The 17,319-nt window shown below is 61.6% G+C and carries 15 protein-coding genes and 1 riboswitch; of the genes, 9 read left to right on the top strand and 6 right to left on the bottom strand.

What is annotated here, in order from left to right; genetic code table 11:
• The 5 genes from J3P93_RS25120 (at position 1) to J3P93_RS25100 (ending at position 5,537) form a co-directional block, all read left to right on the top strand.
• Complete coding sequence (locus J3P93_RS25120) at positions 1–1,401, top strand: PIG-L deacetylase family protein (RefSeq protein ID WP_434593033.1); 1,401 nt, start codon at positions 1–3, stop codon at positions 1,399–1,401.
• 64 nt (positions 1,402–1,465) lie between these two features.
• Positions 1,466–2,887 carry a bifunctional D-glycero-beta-D-manno-heptose-7-phosphate kinase/D-glycero-beta-D-manno-heptose 1-phosphate adenylyltransferase HldE gene (gene hldE, locus J3P93_RS25115; RefSeq protein ID WP_434593031.1) on the top strand — a complete coding sequence of 474 codons (1,422 nt, stop codon included), beginning with the start codon at positions 1,466–1,468 and terminating at the stop codon, positions 2,885–2,887.
• Between the two features lie 128 nt (positions 2,888–3,015).
• Entirely contained in the window at positions 3,016–3,990 is a 975-nt protein-coding gene (locus tag J3P93_RS25110) for a glycosyltransferase family protein (RefSeq protein ID WP_434593029.1), read from the top strand.
• Between the two features lies 1 nt (position 3,991).
• Positions 3,992–4,678, top strand: coding sequence for a hypothetical protein (locus J3P93_RS25105; protein WP_434593027.1), 687 nt, complete (start codon positions 3,992–3,994; stop codon positions 4,676–4,678).
• Between the two features lie 58 nt (positions 4,679–4,736).
• Positions 4,737–5,537: a hypothetical protein gene (locus J3P93_RS25100; protein WP_434593024.1), complete on the top strand. Its 801-nt coding sequence runs from the start codon at positions 4,737–4,739 to the stop codon at positions 5,535–5,537.
• Position 5,538: 1 nt separating this feature from the next.
• Here J3P93_RS25100 and J3P93_RS25095 read toward each other — a convergent pair whose 3' ends face one another.
• From J3P93_RS25095 to J3P93_RS25080, 4 genes are all read right to left on the bottom strand, one after another.
• Entirely contained in the window at positions 5,539–6,507 is a 969-nt protein-coding gene (locus J3P93_RS25095; RefSeq protein WP_090280655.1) for a metal ABC transporter ATPase, read from the bottom strand.
• 31 nt (positions 6,508–6,538) lie between these two features.
• Positions 6,539–7,351, bottom strand: coding sequence for an aldo/keto reductase (locus tag J3P93_RS25090; protein WP_434593021.1), 813 nt, complete (start codon positions 7,349–7,351; stop codon positions 6,539–6,541).
• Positions 7,348–8,523: an NAD(P)/FAD-dependent oxidoreductase gene (locus J3P93_RS25085; protein WP_434593018.1), complete on the bottom strand. Its 1,176-nt coding sequence runs from the start codon at positions 8,521–8,523 to the stop codon at positions 7,348–7,350. The genes J3P93_RS25090 and J3P93_RS25085 overlap by 4 nt, the downstream gene beginning before the upstream one ends.
• A 198-nt stretch (positions 8,524–8,721) precedes the next feature.
• The gene (locus tag J3P93_RS25080) at positions 8,722–9,054 is read right to left on the bottom strand and encodes a DMT family transporter (protein WP_093105494.1); all 333 of its coding nucleotides are present in this window, start codon (positions 9,052–9,054) and stop codon (positions 8,722–8,724) included.
• 109 nt (positions 9,055–9,163) lie between these two features.
• On the opposite strand from J3P93_RS25080, the gene J3P93_RS25075 reads away from it, so the two are divergent.
• Together J3P93_RS25075 and waaA are read left to right on the top strand one after the other, a co-directional pair.
• Positions 9,164–10,060: a LysR family transcriptional regulator gene (locus J3P93_RS25075; RefSeq protein ID WP_434593016.1), complete on the top strand. Its 897-nt coding sequence runs from the start codon at positions 9,164–9,166 to the stop codon at positions 10,058–10,060.
• Between the two features lie 11 nt (positions 10,061–10,071).
• Positions 10,072–11,346 carry a lipid IV(A) 3-deoxy-D-manno-octulosonic acid transferase gene (gene waaA, locus J3P93_RS25070; RefSeq protein ID WP_434593014.1) on the top strand — a complete coding sequence of 425 codons (1,275 nt, stop codon included), beginning with the start codon at positions 10,072–10,074 and terminating at the stop codon, positions 11,344–11,346.
• Between the two features lie 54 nt (positions 11,347–11,400).
• Here the strand turns inward: waaA and J3P93_RS25065 are convergent, their stop codons facing one another.
• The gene (locus tag J3P93_RS25065) at positions 11,401–12,834 is read right to left on the bottom strand and encodes a TolC family outer membrane protein (RefSeq protein ID WP_434593012.1); all 1,434 of its coding nucleotides are present in this window, start codon (positions 12,832–12,834) and stop codon (positions 11,401–11,403) included.
• 206 nt (positions 12,835–13,040) lie between these two features.
• Positions 13,041–13,146, top strand: a riboswitch (TPP riboswitch).
• Positions 13,147–13,292: 146 nt separating this feature from the next.
• Here J3P93_RS25065 and thiC point away from each other — a divergent pair.
• Both thiC and cytX read left to right on the top strand, forming a co-directional pair.
• Positions 13,293–15,182, top strand: coding sequence for a phosphomethylpyrimidine synthase ThiC (gene thiC / locus J3P93_RS25060; protein WP_434593010.1), 1,890 nt, complete (start codon positions 13,293–13,295; stop codon positions 15,180–15,182).
• Positions 15,183–15,286: 104 nt separating this feature from the next.
• Complete coding sequence (gene cytX / locus J3P93_RS25055; RefSeq protein WP_434593009.1) at positions 15,287–16,579, top strand: putative hydroxymethylpyrimidine transporter CytX; 1,293 nt, start codon at positions 15,287–15,289, stop codon at positions 16,577–16,579.
• On the opposite strand, the gene J3P93_RS25050 is transcribed toward cytX, so the two are convergent.
• Positions 16,548–17,294, bottom strand: coding sequence for an RsiV family protein (locus J3P93_RS25050; protein ID WP_203420480.1), 747 nt, complete (start codon positions 17,292–17,294; stop codon positions 16,548–16,550). The genes cytX and J3P93_RS25050 overlap by 32 nt on opposite strands.
• Positions 17,295–17,319 lie beyond the last annotated feature (25 nt).

Genomic DNA, 17,319 nt, shown 5'->3' with positions numbered 1-17,319 from the left:
ATGAGCGCACGCAAGCAGCAACTCCTCAAGGCCCACCGGCGCAACAAGCGCCTGTTCCTGATCAGCTTTGTGCTGGCGCTGTTGCTGATCGGGGTTCTGCTCAAATGGTGGCTGGTGCCGCTGTTGCTGGTGCTGGCCTGGATTGCGCATGAGGCGTGGTTCGCCGATCACCTGTTCTATCGGCCTTCGGACGATTATCAATATAACTTTCCTGCACAGACCGCGCGGCAGACCGTGAGCGTCGACGCTGGCGTGGTGCGTCTGAGCGAGCCGTTGGCGCCGGGCGAGACGCTGGTGCTGGAGCTGGAACTGAAGTCGACGTGGCTCGGTCGTTGGCTCGACCCGTATGTTCAGCTCGGCGATGACCGTCAGGAATTCGAGCGCGGAGTGCGAGGTCGGCGCTTCCTCAACCTGTCCGGGCAGGAAACAGCCTTGGCGCAGGGTGCGCTGACATTGCGCGGTCGCCATTGCGTGTCAGCGAGCACGGGTGTGCTGTGGGTCATGGCCAACCCCGATTTCAGCCAGCAGCGGGTAATGGTCATCGCGCCGCATGCCGATGACGCCGAACTGGCGGCCTTCGGCCTTTACAGCCGTTGCGATGACGTCAGCATCGTCACGTTGACCCAAGGCGAAATCGAGGCTGAGGATTATCAGCGGCTGGGGCTCGATAAAGCCGCAGCGGCGCGTTTGAAGGGCCGTTTGCGCAGTTGGGACAGTCTGGTGATTCCGCTCTGGGGGGGCGTGCCCGCCGAGCGCTGCGTGCAACTGGGTTATTACTGCCTGCAACTGCCGGCAATGGCCGCCGCGCCAGCGACGTCTTTCGGCTCCCGCGAGTCGCAGGAAAGCGATGTGCGCAGCGTACGGCGGCACAATCCGTTGCGCCTGCCCGCCGATGGCGACGGCCAGCCGACCTGGGAGAATCTGCTCGGCGATCTGACCGCGCTGCTTGAGCACTATCGCCCCGAAGTGCTGGTGACACCGCATCCCGAACTCGATCCGCACAGTGATCATGTCGCGTCGACGCAGGCGCTGCTCGAGGCGGTCAGTCGCAGCCAGTGGAAGCCGACCACGCTGCTGATGTACGCCAATCATCTGCACGACAATGATCGCTGGCCGATGGGCCCCGCCGGTTGCGGTATTGCGCTGCCGCCGGCCATTGAGCCATTGCCGGCCGATCGCTTGTGGAGCCCGCAGCTGCCTGTGCAGGTGCAACTGGACAAAGCCATGGCGCTGGCCATGGAGCACGATCTGCAGGGCAACGAGGTGTTCAAGCGCAAACTGCGCCGCTGGATCCAGCAGGGGCTGGCGGGCCGGCGCTGGCCTGTGACCGGCAGTAACGAGTTTTTCCGCAAGGCTGTGCGGCGTCATGAATTGTTCTGGGTGCGCGACCTTTCAGAATGAGGCGGACGGCGCTTTACCCTGTGGTAATATCGCGCCCCTGTTCATTTTGTATGTGGGTTGCTCCATGAAGTTGTCCATGCCGCGTTTCGATCAAGCCCCGGTCTTGGTAGTCGGCGATGTCATGCTCGACCGCTACTGGCATGGCGGAACCTCACGGATTTCCCCTGAGGCGCCGGTGCCGGTGGTCAAGGTCGAACAAATCGAAGACCGCCCGGGCGGTGCCGCCAACGTTGCCCTGAACATTGCCGCGCTGGGTGCGCCGGCGTCGCTGGTCGGTGTGACCGGCGACGACGAAGCCGCCGACAGCCTGAGCAACAGTCTCAAGGGTGCGGGCGTACGCGCCTTGTTCCAGCGCATTGCGCACCAGCCGACCATCGTCAAACTGCGGGTCATGAGCCGGCACCAGCAATTGCTGCGTATCGATTTCGAAGAGCCGTTCGCCACCGATGCTTTAGCCCTCGGCTCGCAGGTCGATGACTTGCTCGAAGGCATCAAGGTGCTGGTCCTTTCCGACTACGGCAAAGGCGCGCTGAAAAATCATCAGGCGCTGATCCAGGCCGCCCGCGCCAAGAACATCCCGGTGCTGGCCGATCCGAAAGGCAAGGATTTCTCCATCTATCGTGGCGCCAGCCTGATCACTCCCAATCTCAGTGAATTCGAAGCCATCGTCGGCGGCTGCGTCGATGAGCATGAGCTGGTGAGCAAGGGCGCCACGTTGATGCACGAGCTCGAACTCGGGGCGTTGCTGGTGACCCGCGGCGAGCACGGCATGACCCTGCTGCGCCCGGACCAACCGGCGCTGCACCTGCCGGCGCGAGCCCGCGAAGTCTTCGACGTCACCGGTGCCGGTGACACGGTGATTTCCACCCTGGCCGCAGCGATTGCCGCCGGTGAAGACCTGCCCCATGCGGTCGCACTGGCCAATCTGGCCGCCGGCATCGTGGTCGGCAAGCTCGGTACGGCCGCCATCAGTGCCCCGGAACTGCGTCGCGCCATTCAGCGTGAAGAAGGTTCCGAGCGCGGTGTGCTGGGCCTGGAGCAATTGCTGCTGGCAGTGGCCGATGCTCGCGCGCACAACGAGACAATCGTGTTCACCAACGGCTGCTTCGACATTCTGCACGCCGGGCATGTGACCTATCTGGAGCAGGCGCGGGCGCAAGGCGATCGCTTGATCGTCGCAGTCAACGACGATGCCTCGGTCAGCCGCCTGAAAGGGCCGGGCCGACCGATCAACAGCGTGGACCGGCGCATGGCGGTGCTCGCCGGGCTGGGTGCGGTGGACTGGGTGATCAGCTTCTCTGAAGGCACTCCGGAAAACCTGCTGCGCGAGGTCAAGCCGGACGTGCTGGTCAAGGGGGGCGATTACGGCATCGATCAGGTGGTCGGCGCCGATATCGTCAGCGCTTACGGCGGCACCGTGAAGGTGTTGGGACTGGTGGAAAACAGCTCGACGACGGCGATTGTCGAGAAGATCCGCAGTCGCTGATCAGATGAATCTTACCGTTGTGTACTGCGTGTGAACGGATTTTGCCTTGGGGATCTCACCGTTTCCGTTGAAGTTGGCAGGTTTGAATCCGCTGCGCTTGCCTGCCAATGTCGCGTGGACATTAACTTATGAAAGTCATGCTCCTGGTGATGGACGAACAGCGGGTCATTCTCGACCGGCTCTACGACATCGTGCAGCAGAACTGTGATGAATGCGTTATCCATCGTTTGACCAAACAGCAGCAGATGAACCTGGGGCCGTTTCTGGCCTCGGTGGATTATCAGACCTTCGATCGTGTGGTGATTTTCTCCCGCGTCAAGCGCCTGGCCCCGCAGTTGCGGGTGCTCAAGTGCATTCCGGGGCTGGTTTTCCTTGAACACGACGCTTATCAGAACTACATGCCGGCGAGTAAATACCGTGGCGTGTATTCGCGGTTGTACCGGCGGTTGCCGAGTTGCCGGGCACTGGTCTCCGGGGCGGTGGTCGCACGCAAGATGCTCGCCGAGGGCATCGATACGGTGTTCGTCTCAAAGGGTTATGACGAGCAGATGCTGCACAACACCGGCGTCGAGCGCGACATTCCCATCGGTTTTCTCGGCAGCCTGAAAAGCACCGAGTACGCCGAGCGCAAGGCCATGCTCGAGTCGCTTTCGCGGCGGACCGGAATGCTGGTGACCCGGACGAAGTCCGGTGAGGAATACCTGCAAACGCTTAACCGCATCCGCATTTTTGTCAGCGCCGACATCGGCATGAACGAGTTCATGATCAAGAACTTCGAGGCCATGGCCTGCGGCTGTGTGCTGCTGGCCTGGAGCCAGGGTGAAGAAGACCGCTTGCTCGGTTTCGAAGACATGCACAACACCGTGTTCTATCGCAGCGAAGAAGAAGCGGTGGAGAAGATCAAGCTGCTGCAGAGCGATCCCGAGCTGGCCGAGCGCATTGCCCGCAATGGCCAGGCGTTTGCCGAGAGCCGCTATTCGTTTGCCCGTGTCGGGCAAGCCCTGGCGGCAGAAATCCAGCGCGAAATGCGCCCATGGCAGCCACCGTCGGCATTCACGCAATGGTGGGTGAAAGTGCGTTACGGGATGAAGGTGCCGGTCTGAAATGAAGGATCAACCCATGGCGCTGGATGCGCTGCCCGGTGGCGATCAAGCGGTGTTCGAGGCATTGCCGGCAGAGCTGCGCGACTGCCTCAGTCGTGCGGCGCGGGTGGTGCTGATTGCCAATAACCCGGCCATCACCGCAGCGGACTTTCAGGCGCTGAACCTTGGCGCCGATGACGTTGTGGTCAGCTTCAATACCTGTATCAAGGCAGCGTTGCTCAACGAGCAAAGCGTCAACGTCTTCGTGCACGGTTACAACGCGCCGGACGCCTACTTTTTCGGGCTGCCCTACGGGCCTCACGTACAGCAAATGTTCGAACGCTCGGGCGAACGCTGTTTCAGCATGCTGGTGGGCTGCGCCGCGCCGATGTGCCCGATGCCGCGCGTGGCCATGTACTGGGACCGCATCCCGCTGCCGCCTCTTTGGAATTACCCGGTTGACCGTCCGGGCGGCAAACGCTATGTCGGGCCATCCACCGGTTTCAATACGCTGGTGCTGTTCGACTGGCTGCGCGGTGAGGCCGGCTATAGCTATCAGGTGTTGACCCTGGGCTTTTCCAACGAAGCCGGGAAACTCTGGGGTGGGCACGCCTGGGACTACGAGCGCGACTGGCTACGCCAATCGAATATCATTGCCATAGCGCTGCAACCGCAGCGCTGGTGGCAAAAGCTGTTTCGACGAAAGTAAGCGACATCGTTTATCCGGATGCCGGCAGGCCCGAACGACTATCAAAAGGTGCTGATGAGTGTTGAAAATCGCCGTGGCTTTTTTCGGGATCCCGAGAAATTCGCCGATCTGCTTTCCCTCCATTGAAAAGAATGTCCTGGCGCAGTTGCCGGCAGGCAGCGAGGTGCAGTGCTTCTACCATCTGTACAAGGTCGATGAGGTGCAGAATGCGCGCTCCGGTGAAAAAGGCGCGCTGACGGCTGACAACTACCAGCCTTTCGAGGCGATGACCGGCACGCTGACCTCGACCGAAGGCGTGCTGGAGCGCTGGGGTTTTGAACGGGTCAAGTCACTCGGTGACACCTGGGCCGATGACTATGCGTCGCTGCGCAATCTGATTTACCAGCTCAATTCGCTGCACACCGTCACCACGATAATCGAGGCCTTCGCTCCGGATTTCGTGGTGTACGTGCGCCCGGACAACTTCTTCCACACGGCGTTGCCCGGCTACGTGTTCAATCATGCTCAGGCTCGTCGGCATCACGCCTATATTCCGGACTGGCAGTGGTGGGGCGGGCTGAATGATCGGTTTGCGGTATGCGGACGCGATACTTACGTCGCGTATGGCAAGCGCATCGAACGCATCTTCGACTTCTGCCAGGCGACCGGCAGAAAGCTACACTCCGAGCGCTTGCTCAAATACGCGCTGCAACAGGCAGATGCAAAAATCTGCACATTGCCGACCCAGGCGTCACGCGTGCGTATTACCGGTGCCTTCGCCGAAGAATCGTTCTCGCCCAAGCGTGGCATGGGCAAGCGTGAGAACCGTTACTTCCATTTCTTCGCCACGCTGCGCACCTGGTTCGATCGTCGGCGTTAGCTCATGACTTGGCCGGTTTCTTTTTGCCCAGGCCCACCAGCCGCAGCGCCTTGATGCTCAATTGCTTGAGCCCCGAACGCGGGGCTTTGGCCGGTTGCAGACCTTGTTGCACCAGCCAGTCCTTCCAGCGAATCCGCTCCTCGCGCACCACCCAGCCTTGCTGAGTGGCGAAGCTTTCGGCCAGATACAGACCGCGGGTGCTGGCCGGGACAAGTTTGTCGCGCTTGAGCGTGTACAACTCGGCCACTGGCGCGCCGTCCTTGAGTGGCATCAGGTACAGGTCGGGGCGCTTGCGATCGAGGCGGGCCACCAGTTGGTCACCTTCCAGCCGCTCATCGACGTGGAACAGACTCAGGGACTTGGCTTCCTTGGGCACGTCCAGGCGCAAGTCGTAGATCAATTGCAGGGAAGCGGTCGGCAGGTGCACATAGGCCCGCGGACGCTCGAGCAATTGCAGACTGGCGCAACGCACCGGCCGTGCCGAGCCGGACAGCGGCGTCAGGCGAAACGGCAGTGCTTCGCGATAATGCAGGGCTGCCGAGTAGGGTGCCGGCAGCCAGGTGTCATTGAAGCGTCCGCCGAGCCAGCCTTCCGGCGTCTCCAGCAGGCATTCTTCGGCAATTTCCTGAATCGCTGTGTGCAGCGGAATGTTCAATTCGTGGGCCGGCACGTAACCGGAAATCAACTTCAGCACCACGTCGCCGCGATCCTGCCGGCGCTGGCGCACCAACACCCAGTAATCGCGATTCTGCCAGTGCAGGGTCAGGCGCACCGAGACGCCGAGGTTGGCCAGTTCCAGCGAGAAGTGCTCGGCATCGGCCACGCTCACCGGCTTGCGTCGCTGCAGGGTCTGCGCGAAGTTCAGCGGCATGCCCACGCTCTGGTAGCTCAGGCCTTCGGCAGTGGCTTCGACGAACAGCGGCAGGGTCTTGAAGTTGCTCGGGTTCTTGCGGATCAGCGTGCGCGGCATATCGGCTCCTGCTTAAGGCCGCGGGGCGGCGTCAGTGACCACGAAGGACCTGGGCAACGGTCGCAACGTTGTGGGCGAGGTGCAGCGGATTGATCGTGCCGACAATAGCACTGGCGACGCCAGCTTGCGCGAACAGCAACTCGAAGCTGGCCCGCACCGGATCCACGCCCGGACTCAGACAGACGTGACCGCTGGCCAGGGCTTTTTTCACCAGAATGGCTTTGCCGTGGGCAGCAGCATAGTCAATGACTGCCTTCTCGTTTTGTTCGTTCAGATTGTAGGTGACCATCGCGCAATCGCCTTGCTCAAGTGCCTTGAGACCGCCCTCGACGGTTTTGCCGGAAAAGCCGAAGCCGCGAATCTTGCCCTCGCCCTTGAGCGCCGCGAGTGTCGCGTAAACGTCTTCGCGTTCAAGGATTGCCAGATCGTTGCCGTCGGAGTGCACCAGCACCAGGTCGATAAAATCGGTTTCCAGACGTTGCAGGCTGCGTTCCACCGACATTCGCGTGTGCGCTGCGCTGAAATCGTGGCGCGACAGGCCGTCGGCAAACTCCTCGCCGACCTTGCTGACGATCACCCAGTCCTGGCGCTGGCCGCGCAGCAACGGGCCGAGGCGTTCTTCGCTGCGGCCATAGGCCGGGGCGGTGTCGATCAGGTTAATGCCGAGCTCGCGGGCCTGACGCAGCAGCATGCGCGCGGCGTCGTCGTCGGGAATCTGAAAACCGTTGGGGTATTTCACCCCTTGATCGCGACCGAGTTTGACCGTGCCCAGACCCAGCGGCGAAACCGTCAGGCCCAGGCTGCCCAATGGGCGATGAAAATCATGCAGGGTGGCGATGGTCATGGCAGCAGTTGCTCCCAGGCCGGAACGCCCAGCGGCGGTTTTGGCAGTGGTGGCAATGGCTCTGTGGCTTGCGGCGCAATACCGTCGCGCTCCAGTGCGGCGATGACGCGATCGGCAAAATCCGGCGCCAGCGCCAGTTTGGTCGGCCAGCCGACCAGCAAGCGGCCCTGCTCGGCGAGAAACGCATTGTCCGGCCGGGTCAGCCCGGTCTGCAGCGGCTCGGCGCGGTCGACGCGCAGGGTCGCCCATTGCGTGGTGCTGAGGTCGATCCATGGCAGCAACTGAGCGATTTCCTTTTGCGCGGTGGCGATCTGCTCGGCCGGCTCGCGATGCACGCCTTCGCTCTCGGCAATGTCGCCGCCCATGTACCAGACCCATTGGCCATCAGCGGCCGGGTGGGTGGTCACGGTAATGCGTGGTTTGGTGCCGCCGCCGAGGCAGTGGGCGTACAGCGGTTTCAGGCCCGGACCTTTGGCGAGGATCATGTGCAGCGGCCGCCGTTGCATCGCCGGTTGGCTGAGGCCGAGCGCTTCGAGCAACTGTGCAGTGCCGGCGCCGGCGCTGAGGACGATGCGTTGCGCGCGGATGGCGCGACCATCGACCGTCAGGCCGACCAGTACGCCATCCTCCAGCAGCGGCTCGATGGTCTGCCCGGCGAGCAAGCCATCGCCGGCCAGGTCGGCCAGCCGCTGAATCAGGCTCGGCACGTCGACTACCAGTTCGGCAAGACGGTAGACCTTGCCTTTGAAGCGCTTGTCTTGCAGGGCCGGCGGCAGCTCGTCGCCCTTGACCTGATCGACGCGGCCACGCACGGCTTTGCTGGCGAAGAAACTGGTGAGGTTGCCGGCGAGAGTACCCGGCGACCACAGATAATGAGCTTCGGACAGCAGGCGCACGCCGGTCAGGTCCAGCTCGCCGCTGCCGGCCAGGGCTTCGCGCCAGCGCCGCGGCATGTCGGCGATCGCTTCCGACGCCCCGGTCAACGCGCCGTGCAGGGCGTATTTGGCGCCGCCATGAATGATCCCCTGCGACTTCACGCTTTGCCCGCCGCCAAGGCTGGCACTTTCCACCAGCACGGTCGAAAAACCCTGACGGCGCAGACGCGCGTTCAGCCAGAGGCCGGCGACACCAGCGCCGACAATCAGAACGTCGGTGGAAATAACGGATGGCATGCAGCGACCTCAGTGTTCAAGACGAGGGCGCAGTATACAGACTCGGGAAAGGGGCGGATTTGTCGATGATCAACAGAGGGAACGCATACCTGTAGGAGTGAGCCTGCTCGCGATAGCGGTCTACCAGACGACATGAATGTTGAATGGTAGACCGCTATCGCGAGCAGGCTCACTCCTACAGGGGGATGTGTTTTGTTTTTAGTGGCCGGCGGTCTTGGAGAACAGCTGGATGACGACTACGCCCAGAACGATCAGCGCCATCCCCAGCATCGCCGGTATATCCAGTTTCTGCCCGTAGAGAAACAGCGCCGCGACGCTGACCATCACGATGCCCATGCCGGCCCACACTGCGTAGGCCACGCCGACCGGGACGGTGCGCACCACCAGCGTCAGCATCCAGAACGCAATGGCATAGCCGACGATGACCAGGATCAGCGGCAGCGGCGTGCTGAAGCCTTTGACGGCTTTCATCGACACGGTGGCGATCACTTCGGCGCAGATTGCGATGGCGAGGTAGGCGTAGGCGTTCATGGTTTCAATCCTCGATAAAATTTTTTGCTCACTGAGGCGGCATTCTAGGGATTCGCCAGATGGGGTAAAGTCATTACCTATCTGTTCTGTAGATGGGTTGGTAAGCCACATGCAATGGAATCTTGACCAGTTGCGCGTATTTGTAGAGGTCGCGGAACAGCGATCGTTCTCCGCCGTGGCGCGTCAGCAGCGCAAGGCCCAATCAGCCATCAGCAGCACAATCGCCATGCTTGAAGCCGACTTGGGCGTGAGCCTGTTCGAACGCAGCAGCGGGCGTCAGCCAACCCTTACCGAAGCCGGTGAGGCCTTGCTTGAAGAGGCGAGGGAAGTGCTGCGCCAGTGCGAACGCCTGAACGGCCGCGCCATGGCGATGTTGCGCGGCCAGGAAGCGCAATTGCGCGTGGCGCAGGATGAGGCGATGCCGTATCAGGCGCTGGTGGAAAGTTTCGGTGAGCTGGCCGAGCAGTTTCCCAGTCTCGAAGTGCAACTGACCAGCGCCGCCCAAGGTGAAGTCGCGCACAAACTGGTCGAGCGCCGCGCCGATCTTGGCCTGCTGTTCTATCACGATGAAATTCCCGAAGCGCTCGAACGGCGTGTGCTCGGCAGCGTGGAAATGGTCACCGTATGCGGCATCCATCATCCGTTGGCTGCGCAGGCTTACGTGACCTGCCAGCAATTGGCGCAGCACCGGCAGTTGCTGATGTCGACGCAAACCAGCGTCTACCCCGGTAACGAAGCGGCCAGCCCGCAAGTGTGGCGCGCCGACAGTTTCTATGTGATGTCCGAATGGCTGGTGCGCAACCTTGGCTGGGCCTGGTTGCCGCGCCATGTGGTGCAGTACTCGGCTTATCAGGGGCAAATGGTGGAACTGGCCAGCGAATGGACGCCGCCGGCGCTGGTGGTGGAACTGGTCTGGCGCCGTGACGAGCCGCTTGGCCCGGCCGCACGCTGGCTGGCCGAACGTTTTGCCGTACACTTGCGCGCGATCGGCGACAAAAGCCGATAAACTCCGCCGCCATGAATAGAACTCTCTACACCGCGCTGTTTTACCTGGGGCTGCCATTGGTGGCGATTCGGCTGTGGCTGCGCGCACGCAAGGCGCCGGCCTATGCCAAACGGATTGGCGAACGTTTCTCGTGCAACATGCCGACACTGCAGCCCGGCGGCATCTGGGTCCACGCCGTGTCGGTGGGCGAGAGCATTGCCGCCGCGCCGATGATCCGCGCCTTGCTGCAGCGTTATCCGCAGTTGCCGATCACCGTGACCTGCATGACGCCGACCGGTTCGGAACGGATTCAGGCGCTGTTCGCCAACGAACCGCGCATCCAGCATTGCTATCTGCCGTATGACTTGCCCTGCGCGGCGACGCGTTTTCTGGATCGCGTCCAGCCACAACTCGCGGTGATCATGGAAACCGAGCTGTGGCCCAACCATATTCACCAATGTGCCAAGCGCCGAATTCCGGTGGCGCTGGCCAACGGCCGGTTATCGCAGCGCTCGGCCAAAGGCTACGGCCGCTTCAGCAAACTGACCGCGCCGATGCTCGCTGAAATGAGTTTGTTTGCGGTGCAGACCGAAGCCGAAGCCCAGCGCTTCCGCGATCTCGGCGCGCGGCCGGAAACCGTCGAAGTCACCGGTTCGATCAAATTCGACCTGACCATCGACCCGCAACTGCTGCAACGCGCCGCCGAATTGCGTAGCCAGTGGCAGGCGCAGGATCGTCCAGTGTGGATCGCCGCGAGCACCCACGAAGGCGAGGACGAAGTGGTGCTCGACGCCCATTGTCGCCTGTTGGCCAATCATCCGGATGCATTGTTGATTCTGGTGCCACGCCACCCCGAACGTTTCGATTCGGTGTTCGACCTGTGTCAGCGCGAAGGTTTCGCCACGGTACGTCGCTCGACCGGGACCATTGTCGATGCGCAGACGAGCGTGCTGCTCGGCGACACCATGGGCGAGTTGCTGTTTCTCTATGCCTTGGCCGACAGTGCGTTTGTGGGCGGCAGCCTGGTCGCCAACGGCGGGCACAATCTGCTCGAGCCGGCAGCGCTGGCGAAACCGGTCATCAGCGGTCCGCACCTGTTCAACTTCCTCGACATCGCCGCGCAACTGCGCGAAGCCGGGGCACTGGCCGAAGTGGACGATGCTGAAGGGCTGGCAGTCGAGGTGCAGCGTTTGTTCGAATTACCGCGCGATGCGCAGCGCATGGCCGAGGCCGGGCTGGCGGTGATGCGCCGTAATCAGGGTGCGTTGCAGCGACTGCTGGAGGGTTTGGGCAGGCTGATCAAATAAGTCGGGCATAAAAAAAGATCGTCCGGGCATGCCTCGGACGATCTTTTTTTCATTTCACGGCCGGGCTTTCAATTGCGCCTCGGCCGCTGAGGCCAGATCCGGCGGCAGGAAATCCTTGTCCGGGTTGTAATCGGCTTTCAGATAACGCCGCAGGTCTTGCAGATCCCCCGGGTTCAACGTGCCCGCCGCCTGTTTCAGGCGCAGGTTGTCGAGGATGTAGTCGTAACGGGTGTTGTTGTAGTTGCGCACCGAGGTGTACAGCTGACGCTGGGCGTCGAGCACGTCGACGATGTTGCGTGTGCCGACCTGGTAACCGATTTCCGTGGCTTCCACCGCGCTCTGGTTGGAGATGATCGACTGGCGGCGCGCCTGCACCTGCTCGACGTCGGTGTTCACCGCGCGGTGCAGGTTACGGGTGTTTTCCACCACCTGACGGCGCAGCGATTCGCGCTGCTGCTCGCTCTGATCGAGTTGTGCGTAGGACTGACGCACTTGCGAACTGGTCAGCCCGCCGCTGTAGATCGGGATGCTCAGTTGCAGGCCCAGGGTGCTTTGTTCGACGTTGCCACCATAAGGCGCACCAAACGAATTCGGATTGGCGAAGCCCAACGCGTCGTTATCGCCTTTTTCGTATTTGGCCACCGCATCGAGGGTCGGCAAGTGCCCGGCCTTGCGCTGCTTGAGGGTTTGTTCGGCGGAGCTGACCGCGTAGTTGCTGGCGAGCAGATTCAGGTTCTGCCGCGCCGCGGTGTCGACCCAGGATTTCGCATCGTTCGGTGCCGGCGGCAGAATCGGCAGGCTGTGGACGATGCCCTGAATCGAGTTGTACTGGCGGTTGGTCAGGGTGATCAACGCTTCGAACGCATCATCGACCTGACGCTGCGCGACGATGCGGTTGGCCCGCGCGGTGTCGTAACTGGCTTGCGATTGCAGCACGTCGGTCTTGTCTGACAGGCCGACATCGAAGCGCTCGTTGGACTGATCGAGCTGACGCTTGAACGCGGCTTCTTCAGCCTTGGTCGAGGCGAGGTTGTCCTGGCTGCGCAGCACATTGAAATAGCTTTCGGCGGTTTGCAGGATCAGGTTCTGTTCGGTCGCCGAGAGTTGCAGGGCGGCCTGCTCGTTGACGTCCTTGGCGGCCTGATACTGGAACCAGCGATCGGCGCGGAACAGCGGTTGGGCAAGGGTCGCCTGATACGAATGAGCGCTGCGATTGGCAATCGCCGAAGGCTGGTCGATCGAGGTGCGCACGTCGGCGACTTCGGCGCCACCGGACAGATTCGGCAGCAAGCCGGCGCGGGCCTGTGGCACCACTTCTTTCTGCGCGCCGTACTGGGCGCGGGCGGCGGCCAGATCGGCGTTGTTGTCGACCGCTTCCTGATAGACGCTGACCAGATCGGTTTTGGTCGACAACGGCGCTTCGGCCGCCCAGACCATTGCGTTGGACGCACAAGACACGGCCACAGCCAGTGAGAGTTTGCGCAGCATGAGGCGATCCCTAGCATTAATATTATGGAAATAATCCGGGCGCCAAAGGTAAGGCGCGGCCTGCACAGCGTCAAGGCGGGGCAGAGCAAGGCGAGTGTAGTTGCGCAAACGCCTCACAACAATCGGCCGAGCTCCTGTATTTATGCCATTGATCATGGCGTTTGCCGCGGTGTTGGCGTTCTTTGCCAGTTGTGTCTAGACTGGCCGGGTTCTTGTCGGGGTGCCTTGCTATGAGGCTGAGATCGAATAATTTCGGATCCCGTTGAACCTGATCAGGTTAGCGCCTGCGTAGGGAACAAGATTTCTCGTCACCCGGCGAGTCCTCTTGTGCTTCGTCCGGGAAATTGTTCGACAATCGAACGCCCCATGACGAATGCACAGCACCGGTTCTGGTGCGTCCGTGCCTCTCAGGTTCTGCTCCGACAATCCACTGCTGGATGCTGTCTGGAGAGTCCGTGATGACGACAAAAGAAAAAAACGCGATCAACCTCAGTGACTCGGCCAAGGTCGACGAGCAATCGGTCAAGCCGTTCACCCGTTCGCAAAAAATCTACGTTCAGGGCTCGCGCCCGGACATCCGCGTGCCGATGCGCGAAATCAGCCTCGACGTGACCCCGACCGACTTCGGTGGCGAAATCAACGCGCCGGTCACCGTCTACGACACCTCCGGTCCCTACACCGATCCGAACGTGGTCATCGATGTGCGCAAAGGTCTGGCCGATGTGCGTTCGGCCTGGATCGACGACCGTGGCGACACCGAGCGCCTGCCGGGCCTGAGTTCGAATTTCGGCCGCGAGCGCCTCGCCGATCCAGAACTGACCAAACTGCGCTTCGCTCACGTCAACAATCCGCGCCGCGCGAAGGCCGGTGGCAATGTCACGCAGATGCACTACGCGCGTCAGGGCATCATCACGCCCGAGATGGAATTCGTCGCCATCCGCGAAAACATGAAGCTGGAAGTAGCCCGCGCCGCCGGATTGCTGGATCAGCAACACCCGGGCCACAGCTTCGGCGCCAGCGTACCGAAAATCATCACCCCTGAATTCGTGCGTGACGAGATCGCCCGGGGCCGCGCAATCATCCCGGCCAACATCAACCACACCGAACTGGAACCGATGATCATCGGCCGTAACTTCCTCGTGAAGATCAACGGCAATATCGGCAACAGCGCTCTGGGTTCGTCCATCGAAGAAGAAGTGGCGAAACTGACGTGGGGCATTCGCTGGGGCGCGGACAACATCATGGACTTGTCCACCGGCAAGCACATTCACGAAACCCGCGAGTGGATCATCCGTAACTCGCCAGTGCCGATCGGCACGGTGCCTATCTATCAGGCGCTGGAAAAAGTTGGCGGCGCGGCCGAAGACCTGACCTGGGAGCTGTTCCGCGACACGCTGATCGAGCAGGCCGAGCAGGGCGTCGACTACTTCACCATCCACGCCGGTGTGTTGCTGCGCTATGTGCCGCTGACCGCCAAACGCGTGACCGGCATCGTTTCCCGTGGCGGTTCGATCATGGCCAAGTGGTGCCTGGCGCACCACAAGGAGAACTTCGCCTACACGCATTTCGAAGAAATCTGCGAAATCATGAAAGCCTACGATGTCAGCTTTTCGCTGGGCGATGGCTTGCGTCCGGGCTCGATCGCCGACGCCAACGACGCTGCGCAATTCGGCGAACTGGAAACCCTCGGCGAGCTGACCAAGATCGCCTGGAAGCACGATGTGCAAACGATGATCGAAGGCCCGGGTCACGTGCCGATGCAGTTGATCAAAGAGAACATGGACAAGCAGCTCGAATGCTGCGACGAGGCGCCGTTCTACACCCTCGGCCCGCTGACCACCGACATCGCTCCGGGTTACGACCACATTACTTCCGGTATCGGTGCAGCGATGATCGGCTGGTTCGGCTGCGCGATGCTCTGCTACGTGACGCCAAAGGAACACCTGGGCCTGCCGAACAAGGATGACGTGAAAACCGGGATCATCACTTACAAGATCGCCGCGCACGCTGCTGATCTCGCGAAAGGGCATCCGGGCGCGCAGATTCGCGACAACGCCTTGAGCAAGGCGCGTTTCGAATTCCGTTGGGAAGACCAGTTCAACCTCGGCCTGGACCCGGACACCGCGCGTTCGTACCACGACGAAACCCTGCCAAAGGACTCGGCCAAGGTCGCGCATTTCTGCTCGATGTGCGGGCCGAAATTCTGCTCGATGAAGATCACCCAGGAAGTCCGCGAATATGCGGCCAACCAGCGCATCGACGCGGTCGACGTGGATGTCGCCAAAGGCCTGGCGGAACAGGCCGAACGGTTCAAGCAAGAAGGCAGTCAGCTTTATAAAAAAGTGTAAGCGGCAAGCTGCAAGCTGCAAGATAAAAGCAGATTCGAAACCTGCTTTTTCTTGCAGCTTGTGGCTTGCAACTTGTAGCTATCACTCCTGTGAGATCAGCACCCTTGAGCATTCAACCCGGCACTTATTCTCCCGACCTCGCGGTACCCGCTGACAAGCGTGTCTTCGGCGGTCGCGATCTGTTTTCCCTGTGGTTCTCCCTCGGCATTGGCCTGATGGTCTTGCAGACCGGTGCCTTGCTCGCGCCTGGTCTGGGCCTGTCCGGCTCGCTGCTGGCGATTTTTCTCGGCACGCTGGTCGGTGTGCTGTTGCTGGCCGCCGTCGGCGTGATCGGCAGCGACACTGGCTTGTCGTCGATGGCGGCGCTGAAGCTCAGCCTCGGCAGCAAAGGTGCGAGCCTGCCGGCGCTGCTCAATCTGCTGCAACTGATCGGTTGGGGCTCGTTCGAAATCATTGTCATGCGCGACGCCGCCAGCCTGCTCGGCACCCGCGCGTTCAGCGAAGGTTCGCTGTGGGCCAATCCGATTCTGTGGACGCTGTTTTTCGGTGCGCTGGCGACCTTGCTCGCGGTCAGTGGGCCGCTGACCTTTGTGCGGCAGATCCTGCGCAAGTGGGGCATCTGGCTGTTGCTCGCCGCCTGTCTGTGGCTGACCTGGAACCTGTTAGCCAAAACCGATCTGGCTGCACTGTGGGCGCGCGCCGGTGATGGTTCGATGCCGTTCGCCGTGGGCTTCGACATTGCCATCGCCATGCCGCTGTCGTGGCTGCCGCTGATTGCCGATTACTCACGTTTCGGCAAGCGCGCGAAGAACGTTTTCGGTGGCACCGCTGTGGGTTTCTTTATCGGCAACTTCTGGCTGATGAGCCTCGGCGTCGCCTACACCCTGGCTTTCGCGCCGAGCGGTGAAGTCAACGCGCTGCTGCTGGCACTGGCTGGCGCCGGGCTGGGCATTCCGCTGCTGCTGATTCTGCTGGACGAGTCGGAAAATGCCTTCGCCGACATTCATTCGGCCGCGGTATCGAGCGGGATTCTGTTGCGCCTGAAAGTCGAGCATCTGGCCTTGGCCATCGGCGTGATCTGCACGCTGATCGCACTGCTGGCGCCGTTGGCGCAGTACCAGAATTTCCTCTTGCTGATCGGCTCGGTGTTTGCGCCGCTGTTCGGCGTGGTGCTGGTGGATCACTTCATCCTGCGCAAGCGCAGTGCCCAGGTAGCATCAGCCGCGTTGCGCTGGCCGGCGTTGCTGGCATGGCTGGGTGGCGTGAGTACTTACCACTTGCTGGCGAATCTGTATCCGGATGTCGGCGCAACCCTGCCGGCGCTGGTGCTGGCAGGGCTGTTACAGCTGATATTGGGTCGGGCTTTTAGTTGCGGCCGGGAAACAGCTCAGGCTTGAGAATGCCGTTCAGGCGCGGATAAGGAATCTTCAGTTCGACGTGACCCAGTGCATAAGGCGCAATGGTGGTCACGTCGTACTTGAGGATCACGCCGCCGTAGGTCAGCGCCACGTTCGGGGTTTTTACGAACGGCCAGTTCGCCACGAATTCCGGCTCCTGATCGAGCTTGGTGCTGATCAGCCAGCTGTTGTGCGCAACCTGCGCAGCTTTCCAGAAAGCTTCTTCCTGGCCCGGCAGCAACATGTCGGACAGGTTCAACACCTTGTGCTGCTGACGCGAATAGTTGATGAAACCGCGACCCGGTGTGCCATGAGCACCGCCGGTGTCGAGGTAGCTCGACAGCTCGATGATCACCAAGCCGTCATGCTGCTCGCGTACTTTCGCTTGCAGGTAGCTGCTGTAGCGCGGGCCGGCGCTGGCCAGAAACTGTTCGCGATAAGCCGCCAGTGTCGGCGCGACCGGGGCGTTCTTCTCGGTGCGGGTCATCTGCAGCAGGCGTTTTTCAATGATGCCGTCCAGTGCCGGTTCGTCCGGGAACTGCAACGTATCGATGTTCACCAGCGGGCATTCAGGGTTGGCGCAGCCGGGTTTGAGCTGTTCCGAGGCATCGCGTTTGGTTTCCAGCGGTGTGCGGTAATTGGGCTGGAACAGGCTGGCACAGGCGCCCAGAGTCAGGGCGATTGCGGCCACAGAGGCAATTTTGAAAAGCGACATGGGCGTCCTTTCGAAAGCAGGGAAG

The sequence above is a fragment of the Pseudomonas sp. R3-57 genome, from assembly GCF_051132065.1.
Classification (GTDB): Bacteria; Pseudomonadota; Gammaproteobacteria; order Pseudomonadales; family Pseudomonadaceae; genus Aquipseudomonas.
This window is presented reverse-complemented; position numbering and strand designations above follow the sequence as displayed.